Source organism: Confluentibacter sediminis, from assembly GCF_003258355.1.
Classification (GTDB): Bacteria; Bacteroidota; Bacteroidia; order Flavobacteriales; family Flavobacteriaceae; genus Confluentibacter; species Confluentibacter sediminis.
Map to the genome: position 1 here is coordinate 305,880 of NZ_QKPO01000004.1, position 13,253 is coordinate 319,132.

Genomic DNA, 13,253 nt, shown 5'->3' on the forward strand with positions numbered 1-13,253 from the left:
GCATAAAACCCTCTAATATAAAAAGATTAAAAATGCGAAAATTAATTATATATCTAGTCTTATTGGTGTTAGCCAAAAGCCATGGCCAAGAATTAAATTTACCTGTATTTACACAGTATTTGGCCGATAATAATTTTGTAGTATCACCAACCTATGCAGGAATAGGTGATAACTTAAAAATACGGGCTAATGGTTTAACCCAATGGGTGGGTATCAAAGATGCACCCGATAATCAATCGTTTTATGCCGATTTTAGAATTGCAGATCGTAGTGGTGTTGGTATCTCTTTTTATAATGATAAAAATGGAAACACCCTTCAAAAAGGAGCTAAGTTCTCATTTGCACATCACTTGATTTTAGATTATTATTCAAAACAATATTTATCTTTTGGGATATCTTATAACATCAATAACTTTAGAATTGACATCAGTAAATTCAACAACGGTACCAATCAGCCACCAGTTTCAAACCCCATCATAACAGATGATAGAGCTACTAATAACAACAATTTTGATGTAGGGTTCTTGTACAGAAATAAAGGGTTCTTTTTAAGTTTTAATGCCAATAATATTTTAGAGAAAAAATTTGATGAGGGCATAAGAAAAGCAGAACCAAATTTACTTTTAAACTACCAAATATACTCTGGATATACATTTAACGGGCCTAAAAAGAGCGGATTGGAATTTGAACCTTCTGTTTATTACCAGATGTTTAGTAGTGATAAACGTAGTAGCACCGATTTGAATTTTAAATTTAGGAAGTATAATAGAAATGAAGATTATTATTGGGCAGGTATCTCATACCGTTTTTTAAATGACCAATTTTTTAAACCTTTAAATATAGGACCCATGGCTGGTTTTAAGAAAAACATTTTCTATTTCGGGTATGCCTATCAGTTTACTACCAACGATTTGTCGGCTTATAATTCTGGTACGCATGTTATCACAATAGGATTAGAATTTTTACAGGGTATTAGTAATTGTCCTTGTACACAAGGTCCTGTACATTAATTATGCTAGATTTGTAAATTAAAACATATGTTATACTATTTTTGCACTTAAATTTATAAGTGTAAAATGGAATCAAGAACAAAACAACGCATTGCTTTAAGTGTATATTTTTTTCTTTCGGGTATTTGTTTTTCATCTTGGGCTTCTCGTATCCCAACTATAAAAATATTTTTTAATTTAAATGATGCCGAGCTGGGTACGATACTTTTAACCATGCCCATAAGTTCTATTATTGGATTGCCTATTTCGGGTTGGTTGGTCTCAAAATTTGATAGTAGAAAACCATTAATAGTGTCGTTTATATTTTTTGCTTTGGCTCTCGCCTTAATTGGATATGCTGCCACTACTTTCTTATTGGTATTAGCTATTTGTATGTTTTCGTTCTTTATGAGAATTTTAAATATTTCAATGAATACCCAATCCATAACCTTGCAAAATAAGTATGAAAAGCGAATTGTGGGTTCGTTTCATGGATTGTGGAGTACCGGTGGATTAATAGGGGTGGTCTTTTCAACATTAATGGTTAAGAATGATATTTCCATTCAAATACATTTATTGATAATTTCAATATTTACCTTGTTTGTTTCTTTAGCATCCTATAAGTTTATCTTAAAAAATGATAAATCGACTTCTGGTAATAAACTGATTCTAGGAAAACCAGACACATTTATCCTGTATCTTGGGTTTATTATATTTTTTGCAGCCATGTGCGAAGGAGGGATGTTCGATTGGAGCGGCGTATATTTTAAAGAAGTCATTAAAGAAGATGTCTTTACTTATGGATATCTTACTTTTATGACGACCATGGCATTTTCTAGATTTTTCTCTGATAGACTAGTGCACGAAATTGGAATGCAAAAAACCTATATTTTAAGTGCTGTATTGATTGCTTTGGGTATTTCGATAGCTGTTATTTTTCCGTTTTTTTGGTCAGCTTTATTTGGGTTTTGCCTTGTAGGTTTTGGTACGGCTCCTATTTTCCCAATGACATTTTCTTTAGCAGGAACTTCAAAAAAATATTCACCGGGCATGGCTATTTCGATAATATCGACCTATGCTACTATTGGATTTTTAATAGGCCCCCCATTTATAGGGTATTTATCGCATGCGTTTGGGTTACAGAATGCGTTTGTTGTCTTTGTTATAGCAGGCTTGATGTTTATACCGTTTTCTTATGCATTCTTTCGCTATCAATCCAAGAAAGTGTAATAACAATTAGTTTTTAACAATTTCTACTTCAAATAGTCTGTCCCAGCGTTTGCCAGTAATAAAGATAGTTTTGGTTTTCGGGTTGTACGCGATACCATTTAAAACATCTAAACCTTGATGTTGGGTTACGAGTTCTTTAAGAGGAGAGAAGTCTATAACTCCAATAACAGCACCATTTTTAGGGTTGATGATGGCAACACCATCTTTTTGCCATCGGTTGGCATAAATGTCACCATCAATCCATTCCATTTCATTAATGCCAATTATTTTACCTTTATTGGTATACACTTGAATATTATTTTCTTCAACTAAGGTCTCAGAATTTAATAGCCAAATATGTTCAGTGCCATCACTTTTATATATGGTTTGGTTATTATGGCACAAACCCCAACCTTCTTTACTTTTGCCATATTTGAAGTTATTTAGTTTTTCAAAAGTATTAACATCATAAATAAAACCAATGCCTTCTTGCCAAGTTAGTTGATAGATTTTATTGTTTAAAATGGTTAATCCTTCACCAAAATAGTCGTCAGCTAGATTGATGTTTTTAATCACTTTACCAGTTTTGTAATCTACTTTTCTAAGCTTGGATTCTTTGTATTGACCTGTACTTTCGTAGAGTGTATCATTGAAAAACTCTAAGCCTTGTGTATAGGATGTGATATCGTGAGGATATTCATTTATTATTTTATAAGTATATATTTTGGGAGGTTCGTTGTTTAAAATAGTGATACTACTTGAAACTTTTTCATGTTCATTGTTATAATAGACGGTTGCTTCAATACGTTGTGTTCCCAATTTTATAGTGGTTAAGGCACTTTTTTCTTCTATTGATTCTCCATTCATATAATAATTAACAGAATCTATAGGATAATTTTTAGGATTCTCTAACGTAAGTGTCAGCGTTTCGGAATTAGAAATAGCATGATCTTTGGTATTCGTTTTTATAATGAAGTTACTTTTGTTTTTGCTGGAATTAGTTCCACAAGACAGAATAAAGCAGCTTAAAAATATGATTGCTAGAAATTTAAAGGTTTTCATTTTAAAATTAAATTTTCAGCAAGATATTTATTTAAAATCAGTTTAAAAAATCATTGTGAAAGTTTTAAAAGATTGTATCTTTGCCCCGGCAAGTCCTACACAACCAGCTCCTGTTGAATCCTCCAGGGCGGGAACGCAGCAAAGGTAAATGGTCGTAGCGGTGTGATGTAGGTAGCTTGCCTTTTTTTATGCCCTTTTCTTTCCTAAAAAACATTTACAATAGTAACTTTACAATCTTATTAAACACATAGCATGTCTAAAGTTATTTTAATCACGGGTGGTTCTTCGGGTATAGGAAAATCTATTGGAGAGTTTCTTACCGAGAACGGATTTATAGTGTATGGTACGAGTAGAAATCCTCAAAATTATACAGAAAGTAAGTTTTCAATTTTAAGATTAGATGTTAAAAATACAGATAGTATACAAGAAGCTGTAAAAATAATTATTGAAAAAGAGGGTAGGTTAGATGTGCTTGTAAATAATGCAGGTGCTGGTATTACTGGTGCTATTGAAGAAATACCAGAAGCAGACATTAAAGCAAATTTTGACACAAATTTTTTTGGACCTATTAATGTTATAAAAGCCGTATTGCCACATATGCGAAGTCAGCGTGCAGGTTTAATTATCAATATCACGTCTATTGCTGGTTATATGGGTTTGCCTTATCGCGGTATTTATAGTGCCAGCAAAGGAGCCTTGGAACTTTTAACGGAGGCTTTTAGAATGGAACTCAAAGATTTTAATATTACAATGACCAATATAGCTCCAGGTGATTTTGCGACTAATATCGCCGCTGGTAGGTATCATGCACCACTTCTTGAAGAGTCGCCGTATAAAAAGCCTTATGGCAACACTTTACGTTTAATGAATGCTCATGTTACTAGTGGAAGCGACCCCATCTTGATGGCCAAAGCCGTTTTAAAAGTCATCCATACAAAGAATCCTAAAGTGCATTATAAAGTAGGGGAATTTATGCAAAAATTCTCTATCGTATTAAAACGTATCTTACCAGATAAGGTTTATGAAAAAATGTTGATGAATCATTATAAACTATAAAAAACTTAAAGTAAGATGTTTGAATATTTTAATTAAACTCTTAGGCTAGGTTTTTTCAAAGTTGTAAATTTGCAACCGAATAATTAACTAAACAAAACAAAATGAAATTTTTTATAGATACCGCTAATCTAAATCAGATTAAAGAAGCACAAGATCTAGGCGTTCTTGATGGTGTAACTACAAATCCATCCTTAATGGCTAAAGAAGGCATTACTGGTCACGACAACATTTTAAAGCATTATGTTGACATCTGTAATATTGTTGATGGTGATGTAAGTGCTGAAGTTATTTCAACGGATTATGAAGGTATGATTAAGGAAGGTGAAGCTTTAGCAGAATTGCATGAGCAAATCGTTGTTAAATTACCCATGATGAAAGATGGCGTGAAGGCTTGTAAATATTTTTCAGAAAAAGGTATTCGTACCAATGTAACCTTAGTGTTTTCTGCAGGACAAGCATTACTTGCTGCTAAAGCGGGAGCTACTTATGTATCGCCTTTTATTGGTCGTTTAGATGATATATCTACAGATGGTTTAAACTTGATTTCTGAAATTAGACAGATTTATGATAATTATGGTTTTGAAACACAAATATTAGCTGCTTCAGTTCGTCATAATATGCATATTATTGATTGTGCCAAATTAGGTTCAGATGTTATGACAGGGCCTTTAAGTGCTATTGAAGGCTTGTTAAAACACCCATTAACGGATATTGGTTTGGCTAAGTTTTTAGAAGATTACAAAAAAGGAAACAACTAATAATTCATTTTTGAATTTATATAAAAAAAGCCTCCATTTTTAATGGAGGCTTTTTTGTTTCTATTTGTTAATTAATCCTAAAAGTTGTTCTTCGAAATTTGAACTAAAAATATTAGTATTCGCATTGACTATTTTACTGTTTTTATCTAATATAATAGTCTTTGTCATGGGATAAATTGCTAGAGACAATGTAGATTCTTTCGGATTTTTAAATTTAAATTCATTCTCAAATGAAAAATTATTTTTCTTCATAGAATCTCTGCAAAAATCAGTACTACTATCGTCAATATTGATACTTATAAAAGTGACTTCGGGATATTTAACACTTAACTCATTTTTTTTATAATGGCTTTCCTTAAAATGGTCATTAAACTTATGGGACCAAAAATAAATCACTGTTGGTTTATTAATTAAAGAATGTATATGCGTGTAATTATTTTTAAAATCGACTAATTCAATATCTGGAAAATCATTTCCTGTTTTTAAATTATTTATGGATTTAGCAACAGATGAAATAATATTTTTATTGTCTAAATCGGTATTCTTACTTAAAAAAGATGTAACCATAGCATCATTACCTTCATAATCATTGTTTTTCGTTAAATAGCTTATGGTGTAATAAAAAACTAATTCATTTTTTATGGTTTGATTTGAAATCACGCTATCTACCACATTCAGCCTATCTAAATTATAGCATAAGGTATTCATATTGAAGTCATCACCCTCAGAATGATTCATATGATCTTTAAGCGCTATATTATTAAAGGTAGATCTTAAAAAGGAATTATAGTTGAAAAAATCTCTATTATAATCATGATTGTAATCAATGTCCTTTCTATAGTCATAAAAGTTTTCGGGCAACGCATTTAAAATATCTCGCTTATTATCACCGTAATGTATAAAGGGATATATTTCTTTACTAGCATAGTAATTATAGTTAATGTTTGCTTCTGCTATTTTAATAAACAAATCCGATGGTTCATATTTCTTTTTAAATCTTTTAAGTTTTAAATCTTTCTCGGTTTTTAAAGAATCTATTTGATGTTGATATTTTTCGGGACTGAGTTGGCAAAACTTAAAAATTCGTTTTTGTTCTACTTCATTTTGTAAAAATCCATTGATAAGATAATTGTTTTTTTTATCACCATTCCCTGTAAAAACCAAAGATTCATCAAAATCAAGGGTGTTTAATCTAAATATAATACTGTCATTAGGCTCCAGTAAAACCATTTGTACTTCTCCACCATGTTTAAAAGTGTAAATACCACTTACCAAATTATTAATCTTGTAAATAAATCGGTTATTGTTATCAAGGCTTAAGGTATCTAAAACAGTATCCCCTTTTGAAATAACTACAAAGTTTGTATTAGGATTAATTATTTCACCACCTAAAAAGGCGACATTATCTTTGTCTTTTTTACAGCTAAAAACAATGAGAGCAATAAGGATATAATAAAAAAACAGTTTCATTAGCTCTTAAAAAATGATTTTGGTAACATTACCATAACATTACAAATGTATATGTTGTATTTAAAAAGTGCTGTTAATACGCTGTTAAATGTTAATGTCTCACAAAGTCAAAATGTTAGGAGTTATTCAGGGATTTGTTGGCTTAAACAATGTAATGTGCCAAAGCCCCAGATAAGATCTATAGCGCTTATACCAATAATTTTTCTATCAGGAAAACAGCTGGCAATGATGTTAAGTGCTTCTCTGTCATTTTCATCATTAAATGTGGGCACTAATACTACAGAATTAATAATTAAAAAGTTAGCATAGCTAGCTGGAATATGTATACCATCAAAGACTAAACGGTTTGGCATAGGAAGTGTTATTATATTAGGTTTTTTGCCGTTTTCTAAAGTAGCTTCATTAAGTCTTTTTAAATTGTCTTGAAGAGGTTTATAGTTTTTGCTTTTCGTGTTGGTTTCAATAATTGTAATTATAGTATTTTCATTAACAAAACGAGCTAAATCATCAATATGCCCGTGGGTATCATCACCTTCAATACCATTCCCTAACCAAATAGTGTTTGTAATGCCTAAATACTCTTTAAAAATCGCTTCATAATCACTTTTAGTGAAGCCTACATTTCTAACTTGAATCTTGGGATCTAGCAAACATTCTTCGGAAGTGATTAAAGTACCTTTACCATTTACTTCTATAGCACCACCTTCTAAAACTACAGGTTTCCCTTTATAAGTGACTTGTGTTAATGGGATTTTTAGAAATTTAGAAACCTTTTCAGGAACGTGTTTATCCAATTGGTAATTGGAATATTTTGCCCACCCGTTAAAGTTGAAGTTTAATGCTTTTCTTTCCGAACCATTTTTTACAATGATAGGGCCAGAATCACGCATCCAACTTCTATTAGTTTTATGGATGATGAAGGATACGTTTTTGATGTTTACATCAGCTATTTTTAGTTTTTCTAAAACACTGATTTTTAATTCTTCAGAAGCAACAACAAGAATAACTTCTTCAACATCACTCACTTTTTTAATGAATTCCACAAAAGCCCATTGTATGGCTCCATATTTACCCGGCCAATCATTGCCATTGTGTGGAAAACACAATAAAACGCCTTGTTGCTTTTCCCATTCCGCAGGAAATCTCCAATTATGTCCACCCATATTAATCTAAAGCTCTTTTGGTAATGCCATCATACTTATCAATACGTCTATCTCTTAAAAATGGCCAGTTTTGACGCACATTTTCTTGTAAATCTAAATCGACTTCAGCAATTAAAATTTCTTCTTTATCTGTAGAGGCTTGTGCTAATATTTCTCCTTGGGGACCGGCGATAAATGAAGAACCCCAAAATTGTATACCATCAGTATCTGGAAGATATTTTTCTAAACCAATTCGATTTGCTGCTGCAACATAAATACCGTTGGCTACAGCATGCCCTTTCATAACATTCATCCAAGCACCTTGTTGGTTTTCACCGTATTGTTCTTTTTCTTTTGGATGCCAGCCAATAGCCGTTGGGTAGAATAATACTTCGGCTCCTTGAAGGGCGGTTAATCTGGCAGCCTCAGGATACCATTGATCCCAACAAATTAATGTGCCAATTTTTCCTTTTTTGGTTGGGAAAGCCTTGAAACCAATATCTCCTGGAGTAAAATAAAATTTCTCGTAAAAATGAGGATCGTCTGGAATATGCATTTTTCTATACAAACCAGCTTCAGAGCCATCTGTATCAATAATGTAGGTGCTGTTGTGGTAAATGCCTGACATTCTTTTTTCGAAAAATGGGACAATTATTACAACGCCCAATTCTTTGGCTAAATCACTAAAAGCAATAAAGGATGTACTATACAGGGGCTCAGCATATTTAAAATTATCTACATCTTCACTTTGGCAAAAGTAATGGCTACTATAAAGTTCTGGTAATAAAATGATTTCAGCACCTTGCTTGGCAGCATCGCGTACCCAAGTTTTACATTTCTTTAAATTATTCTCAGGACTATCATTAAGATTTAACTGAATTACAGATATTTTATATGTTTTTTTTGCCATTTATATAGAAAATAGATTTAATACAAAGATATAATTTTTTTAAAGGTTCTATTTATCCTTTTTATATAGTGGTATTCGATAAGAAATAGAATAACCATAACCAACACCTATTTTAGTGCTATCAAACGTTTTGTTAAAACCAGGTATGTAAATATTGGTAAAGTTGTCTGGTTCTGTCTGGCTTACCAACGCTTTTAATTGAACATTAATGCCCATATATAAATTAGTGAAAAGTTCCGCTTTAATGCCTAAAATCAATTCCATCCAAACAGCCGTTAAATCATTAAATTCTTGTGGTGTGTTAGACGAAAATTGTGGTTGCCAATATTGATTGGTGTTATAAACTTGATAACTATTTAAAGTATGGCTAAAAGTACTGGCACCAACCCTGAAACCACTATAAACCATATTATCCATATCTAACCAGTTTTGATACATATTGTAATCAATACCAGCTTTTAAATAAGTTCCTTTTGTGGTGATGTTAAGGTAAGTATTGTCATCTTTTTTTTCTTCAATACCAATTTCGCCAGCAATATATAATCGTTTTTTAAGTCTAAAATCACCATTAATTTCAAAACCAGAATAGTCTTCATCAACGAACGAACGAATGAGTTTTCCTATATCGCCACCAACCCTAAGACCATATTTTTCTTTAATTTTTATGGAATCATTAATGGAACTTGCTATACTATCATTTTGCGCATTTGTAGATACACAAAAAAATAGCATCATTAAAATACTAGAAAAATAAGTAAAAATGTGCTGTTGTTTCATCTTCTACAGATTGGTTGTCGTTTACAGATTGTCTTGATTTTATCCAATTATCACTATCAGGTTCAATAGTTAAGCTCACGTTTTTAAAGATTGTTTTATACCCACAAGCTCTAGAAACAAAAACGAGCTCTGTAGTATATTTTATGGTGATAATATCTTCATTTCCATTGGCAAAATCGTCGCTGGTATCATTTGGTGTACCATTATCATTTATGGAATAATCCCTATGAAGTCTATACTGTGTTATGTTAGAATCAGTTTTTAATGGTAATTTCAATTCCTTTGTATTAGCGGCGTTATATCCTTCAAGTACGTCGCTGTTATCTATACCTTGAACTCTAAGTTTAGGAACAAAGCTAGCTGTTTCTGGATCAGTACTTTCGTAAAATTCTATAATTAAGTTAGGCGTTGTAGGCGTAGATTCTGGACAAATATCATCGCGTTCGCAACTAATTGTAATTCCCATAAAGATTAGGAAAATTAGAGGTATAATGATTTTTAAATATTTCATTTTTAAATTTTAATAGTATCTAGCGTTTCTCCAAAAGTACAACATTTTCGACATGAAACGTTTGTGGAAACATGTCAACCGCCTGTGTTTTAATCACTTTATAGGTAGCATCCATCAATTCTAAATCTCTAGCTTGTGTGGCACTATTACAACTCACATAAACCACTCGTTTTGGAGCGATGGTAAGGATTTGCTGAACAACATCTTTATGCATACCATCTCGTGGTGGGTCTGTAATGATAACATCAGGATGTCCGTGTTTATTTATAAATGCATCGTTAAAAACATGTTTCATGTCTCCTACAAAAAACTCAACGTTATTTATGTTATTTAATTGTGCATTTTCTTTAGCTGCAGTTATGGCATCTGGCACAGATTCTACACCAATAACTTTTTTAGCTTGTTTGGCAACAAATTGTGCGATGGTTCCTGTTCCAGTATATAAATCATACACCAATTCATTTCCAGTTAACCCTGCAAAATCTCTTGCTATTTTATATAGCTCAAACGCTTGATCTGAATTGGTTTGATAAAAAGATTTAGCATTTATTTTAAATTTTAAGCCTTCCATAACTTCAAAGATATGATCTGCTCCTTTATAGCAAACCACTTCTTGGTCGTAAATGGTATCATTGGCCTTTTCATTTATAATGTATTGCAATGAGGTTATCTGCGGAAACGTTTCAGCAATAAAATTCAATAACAACTCGCGTTTGGCTTTATCTTCCTTGAAAAACTGAATGACTACCATTACATCACCAGTAGTGGACGTGCGAATCATCATGGTTCGTAAAAAACCTGATTGATTTCTAGTATTGAAAAACTCTAAATTATTTTCAATAGCAAACTGTTTTACCGTATTTCTTATAGCGTTGGAAGGGTCTGGTTGTAAGTGACATGTGTTTAAATCCAAAATTTTGTCCCACATTCCAGGAATGTGAAAACCTAAAGCATTTCTATCACCTAAATCTTTGTCAGACTTGACCTCTTCTTGAGTTAACCAACGGCTATCACTAAAAGAAAACTCCATTTTATTTCGGTAGAAATATGAATTTTTTGAACCTAAAATAGGAGTCACTTCAGGAAGTTGGATATGACCAATTCGTGTTAAGTTATTGGTAACTTCCTTTTGTTTGTAATAAAGCTGATGCTCATAACCCATATCCTGCCATTTGCAACCTCCACATACTCCAAAATGTTCGCAAACAGGTGTTGTTCTTTTTTCTGAAAGTTTATGGAAATTTATAGCTTTACCTTCGTAATAAGCCTTACGTTTTTTAAATGTTTGTATATCAACTATGTCCCCAGGCACAGCGTTTGGTAAAAAAATAACTTTTCCGTCTGGAGATTTAGCAATGGTTTTCCCTTTGGCACCGGCATCAAGAACTTCAATATGTTCAAAGATTTGTTTTTTTGTGATTTTTCTGGACATGGTGCAAAAGTAATTGCTTTTTCTATTTTGTAATGTATAGAATAGTTATTTTTTTGATCTTTTAAATTCAAAAAGGCCTATATAATTATTTTCAAACACCATTAATATTTGCTAACTTGCATATACTTAGGGATGATTTCTTTCCCACGCTGAATTTTCGACTCTTCGAAAGGATAAAGGTAGATAAGGAATGGTTATTTTATTAATTTAAAACAAATTAAAATGGCTGTTTTAGAACAATTAACTTCACAACAAGCAATTGAATTAGAAAAAAAGTATGGGTCAAATACCTATCATCCGTTACCAGTAGTTTTAAGTAGAGGGGAAGGAGTATTTGTGTGGGATGTCGATGGAAAAAAATATTACGATTTTTTGTCAGCTTACTCTGCCGTAAATCAAGGACATTGTCACCCAAAAATTGTCAAAGCATTAATTGAGCAATCACAAACATTAACCTTAACATCTAGAGCATTTCATAACAACGTGTTAGGTCTATATGAGAAATTTGCTTGCGAATATTTTGGATTTGATAAGCTATTACCTATGAATTCTGGTGCAGAAGCTGTGGAGGCGGCTTTAAAAATCTGTAGAAAATGGGGTTATGAAGTGAAAGGTGTTGAGGAAAACAAAGGAAAGATCATTGTTTGTAACAAAAATTTTCATGGACGTACCACTACAATCGTATCCTTTTCCAGTGATAGTTCTGCATATAAAAATTTTGGACCCTATTCCAATGGCTTTATCAATATAAATTATAATGATTTGAATGCGCTGGAAGAAGCTTTAAAAAACAATGCAAATGTTTCCGGTTTTTTAGTTGAACCTATTCAAGGAGAAGCTGGCGTATATGTGCCTGATGAAGGTTATTTGGCAAAAGCTAAAAAATTATGTGAAGAATATAATGTATTGTTTATTGCAGATGAAATTCAAACAGGTATTGGTAGAACAGGCAAACTGTTGGCAGTAGATTTTGAAAATGTAAAACCAGACATTTTAATTTTAGGAAAAGCATTAAGTGGTGGTGTTTACCCAGTAAGTGCGGCTTTAGCAAATAATAATATTATGGGGGTTATGACGCCAGGCACACATGGCAGTACTTTTGGAGGAAATCCTCTGGGCGCATCTGTTGCTATAGCAGCATTAAAAGTTATTCGAGATGAGAAGCTGGCAGATAATGCGGCTGTGCTTGGTCAATTATTTAGAAATGAATTAAACAAATATATTGAAACAAGTACGATTGTAAAATTAGTAAGAGGAAAAGGACTCCTTAACGCCATCGTGATTAACGATTCTGAAGATAGTGATACCGCATGGAATATTTGCTTAGCTTTGAGAGATAATGGTTTGTTAGCAAAACCTACTCATGGCAATATTATTCGTTTTGCACCTCCCTTAGTAATGAATGAAGAGCAGCTGCTGGATTGTATTTCCATCATCATAAAAACAATAAAACAATTTGAAAAATAAATAGTTATGGAAGAAAAATCGGTTTTTGAAACCTTTGAATTAGAATTAGATAATGATATTAAAGGCTTTTTGAAAGAAACATCTAGTTGGTCTTACTTTTTATCTATATTAGGTTTTATTGGTATTGGAATTATGATTCTTTTTGGCGTATTCTTTGGAGCATTTATGGGAAGTTTTATGGGAGGTATAAATCCTTACCAGAATTTAGGATTCTCTATGGGGTACTTAGGTTTGATATATGTTGTGATTGGAATTTTATATTTTTTCCCCGTATATTATTTATTTAATTTTTCTAAGAAAATGAAAAATGCTTTGAAGACAAATAACAACCATGAATTTAAAATGGCATTTTCTAATTTGAAATCCCATTATAAATTCATGGGTATGTTTGTTATTGTCATATTTAGTATATATGCTTTAATCTTTATTTTTGGAATATTTGCGGCTTTACTTTAGAGCTTAAAATTTTA

Annotated in this window: 13 protein-coding genes and 1 other RNA gene; 7 read left to right on the forward strand and 7 right to left on the reverse strand. The window is 32.0% G+C overall.

Annotated elements, in window-relative coordinates; genetic code table 11:
• Nucleotides 1–32 precede the first annotated feature (32 nt).
• A complete protein-coding gene (locus DKT72_RS04730) occupies nucleotides 33–1,010 on the forward strand; it encodes a PorP/SprF family type IX secretion system membrane protein (protein WP_111307557.1) in 978 nt (325 codons plus the stop codon).
• Between the two features lie 66 nt (nucleotides 1,011–1,076).
• Nucleotides 1,077–2,219 (forward strand): MFS transporter, encoded by a 1,143-nt coding sequence (locus DKT72_RS04735; RefSeq protein ID WP_111307558.1) that lies wholly within the window; start codon nucleotides 1,077–1,079, stop codon nucleotides 2,217–2,219.
• A gap of 6 nt (nucleotides 2,220–2,225) precedes the next feature.
• Here the strand turns inward: DKT72_RS04735 and DKT72_RS04740 are convergent, their stop codons facing one another.
• Nucleotides 2,226–3,260 (reverse strand): glutaminyl-peptide cyclotransferase, encoded by a 1,035-nt coding sequence (locus tag DKT72_RS04740; protein WP_111307559.1) that lies wholly within the window; start codon nucleotides 3,258–3,260, stop codon nucleotides 2,226–2,228.
• A gap of 86 nt (nucleotides 3,261–3,346) precedes the next feature.
• Here DKT72_RS04740 and ffs point away from each other — a divergent pair.
• The 3 genes from ffs to fsa all read left to right on the forward strand — a co-directional run bounded on the left by ffs (nucleotide 3,347) and on the right by fsa (nucleotide 5,074).
• An RNA gene (gene ffs, locus DKT72_RS04745) (signal recognition particle sRNA small type) lies at nucleotides 3,347–3,445 on the forward strand.
• Between the two features lie 67 nt (nucleotides 3,446–3,512).
• A complete protein-coding gene (locus tag DKT72_RS04750) occupies nucleotides 3,513–4,316 on the forward strand; it encodes an SDR family oxidoreductase (RefSeq protein ID WP_111307560.1) in 804 nt (267 codons plus the stop codon).
• Nucleotides 4,317–4,417: 101 nt separating this feature from the next.
• Complete coding sequence (fsa, locus tag DKT72_RS04755) at nucleotides 4,418–5,074, forward strand: fructose-6-phosphate aldolase (protein WP_111307561.1); 657 nt, start codon at nucleotides 4,418–4,420, stop codon at nucleotides 5,072–5,074.
• A gap of 60 nt (nucleotides 5,075–5,134) precedes the next feature.
• Here the strand turns inward: fsa and DKT72_RS04760 are convergent, their stop codons facing one another.
• The 6 genes from DKT72_RS04760 to rlmD all read right to left on the reverse strand — a co-directional run bounded on the left by DKT72_RS04760 (nucleotide 5,135) and on the right by rlmD (nucleotide 11,316).
• A complete protein-coding gene (locus DKT72_RS04760) occupies nucleotides 5,135–6,544 on the reverse strand; it encodes a TlpA family protein disulfide reductase (protein ID WP_111307562.1) in 1,410 nt (469 codons plus the stop codon).
• A 122-nt stretch (nucleotides 6,545–6,666) separates the two neighbouring features.
• Nucleotides 6,667–7,707: an agmatine deiminase family protein gene (locus DKT72_RS04765; protein ID WP_111307563.1), complete on the reverse strand. Its 1,041-nt coding sequence runs from the start codon at nucleotides 7,705–7,707 to the stop codon at nucleotides 6,667–6,669.
• A 1-nt stretch (nucleotide 7,708) separates the two neighbouring features.
• Nucleotides 7,709–8,596 carry a carbon-nitrogen hydrolase gene (locus DKT72_RS04770; protein WP_111307564.1) on the reverse strand — a complete coding sequence of 296 codons (888 nt, stop codon included), beginning with the start codon at nucleotides 8,594–8,596 and terminating at the stop codon, nucleotides 7,709–7,711.
• Between the two features lie 48 nt (nucleotides 8,597–8,644).
• The gene (locus tag DKT72_RS04775; RefSeq protein WP_111307565.1) at nucleotides 8,645–9,373 is read right to left on the reverse strand and encodes a DUF6048 family protein; all 729 of its coding nucleotides are present in this window, start codon (nucleotides 9,371–9,373) and stop codon (nucleotides 8,645–8,647) included.
• Nucleotides 9,339–9,884: a DUF6452 family protein gene (locus DKT72_RS04780; protein WP_162623239.1), complete on the reverse strand. Its 546-nt coding sequence runs from the start codon at nucleotides 9,882–9,884 to the stop codon at nucleotides 9,339–9,341. Before DKT72_RS04780 ends, DKT72_RS04775 begins: the two co-directional genes overlap by 35 nt.
• A gap of 19 nt (nucleotides 9,885–9,903) precedes the next feature.
• Nucleotides 9,904–11,316: a 23S rRNA (uracil(1939)-C(5))-methyltransferase RlmD gene (gene rlmD, locus DKT72_RS04785; RefSeq protein ID WP_111307567.1), complete on the reverse strand. Its 1,413-nt coding sequence runs from the start codon at nucleotides 11,314–11,316 to the stop codon at nucleotides 9,904–9,906.
• A gap of 222 nt (nucleotides 11,317–11,538) precedes the next feature.
• On the opposite strand from rlmD, the gene rocD reads away from it, so the two are divergent.
• Entirely contained in the window at nucleotides 11,539–12,783 is a 1,245-nt protein-coding gene (gene rocD / locus DKT72_RS04790) for an ornithine--oxo-acid transaminase (protein WP_111307568.1), read from the forward strand.
• A 6-nt stretch (nucleotides 12,784–12,789) separates the two neighbouring features.
• Nucleotides 12,790–13,239, forward strand: a complete 450-nt coding sequence (locus tag DKT72_RS04795; RefSeq protein ID WP_111307569.1) for a DUF5362 family protein — start codon at nucleotides 12,790–12,792, stop codon at nucleotides 13,237–13,239.
• The last annotated feature ends 14 nt before the right edge of the window (nucleotides 13,240–13,253 follow it).

Bases quoted from the DNA above. Each gene is read 5' to 3' on its own strand.
- DKT72_RS04730 (WP_111307557.1), top strand. From the start codon at position 33: ATGCGAAAATTAATTATATATCTAGTCTTATTGGTGTTAGCCAAAAGC.
- DKT72_RS04735 (WP_111307558.1), top strand. From the start codon at position 1,077: ATGGAATCAAGAACAAAACAACGCATTGCTTTAAGTGTATATTTTTTT.
- DKT72_RS04740 (WP_111307559.1), bottom strand. From the start codon at position 3,260: ATGAAAACCTTTAAATTTCTAGCAATCATATTTTTAAGCTGCTTTATT.
- DKT72_RS04750 (WP_111307560.1), top strand. From the start codon at position 3,513: ATGTCTAAAGTTATTTTAATCACGGGTGGTTCTTCGGGTATAGGAAAA.
- fsa (WP_111307561.1), top strand. From the start codon at position 4,418: ATGAAATTTTTTATAGATACCGCTAATCTAAATCAGATTAAAGAAGCA.
- DKT72_RS04760 (WP_111307562.1), bottom strand. From the start codon at position 6,544: ATGAAACTGTTTTTTTATTATATCCTTATTGCTCTCATTGTTTTTAGC.
- DKT72_RS04765 (WP_111307563.1), bottom strand. From the start codon at position 7,707: ATGGGTGGACATAATTGGAGATTTCCTGCGGAATGGGAAAAGCAACAA.
- DKT72_RS04770 (WP_111307564.1), bottom strand. From the start codon at position 8,596: ATGGCAAAAAAAACATATAAAATATCTGTAATTCAGTTAAATCTTAAT.
- DKT72_RS04775 (WP_111307565.1), bottom strand. From the start codon at position 9,373: ATGAAACAACAGCACATTTTTACTTATTTTTCTAGTATTTTAATGATG.
- DKT72_RS04780 (WP_162623239.1), bottom strand. From the start codon at position 9,884: ATGAAATATTTAAAAATCATTATACCTCTAATTTTCCTAATCTTTATG.
- rlmD (WP_111307567.1), bottom strand. From the start codon at position 11,316: ATGTCCAGAAAAATCACAAAAAAACAAATCTTTGAACATATTGAAGTT.
- rocD (WP_111307568.1), top strand. From the start codon at position 11,539: ATGGCTGTTTTAGAACAATTAACTTCACAACAAGCAATTGAATTAGAA.
- DKT72_RS04795 (WP_111307569.1), top strand. From the start codon at position 12,790: ATGGAAGAAAAATCGGTTTTTGAAACCTTTGAATTAGAATTAGATAAT.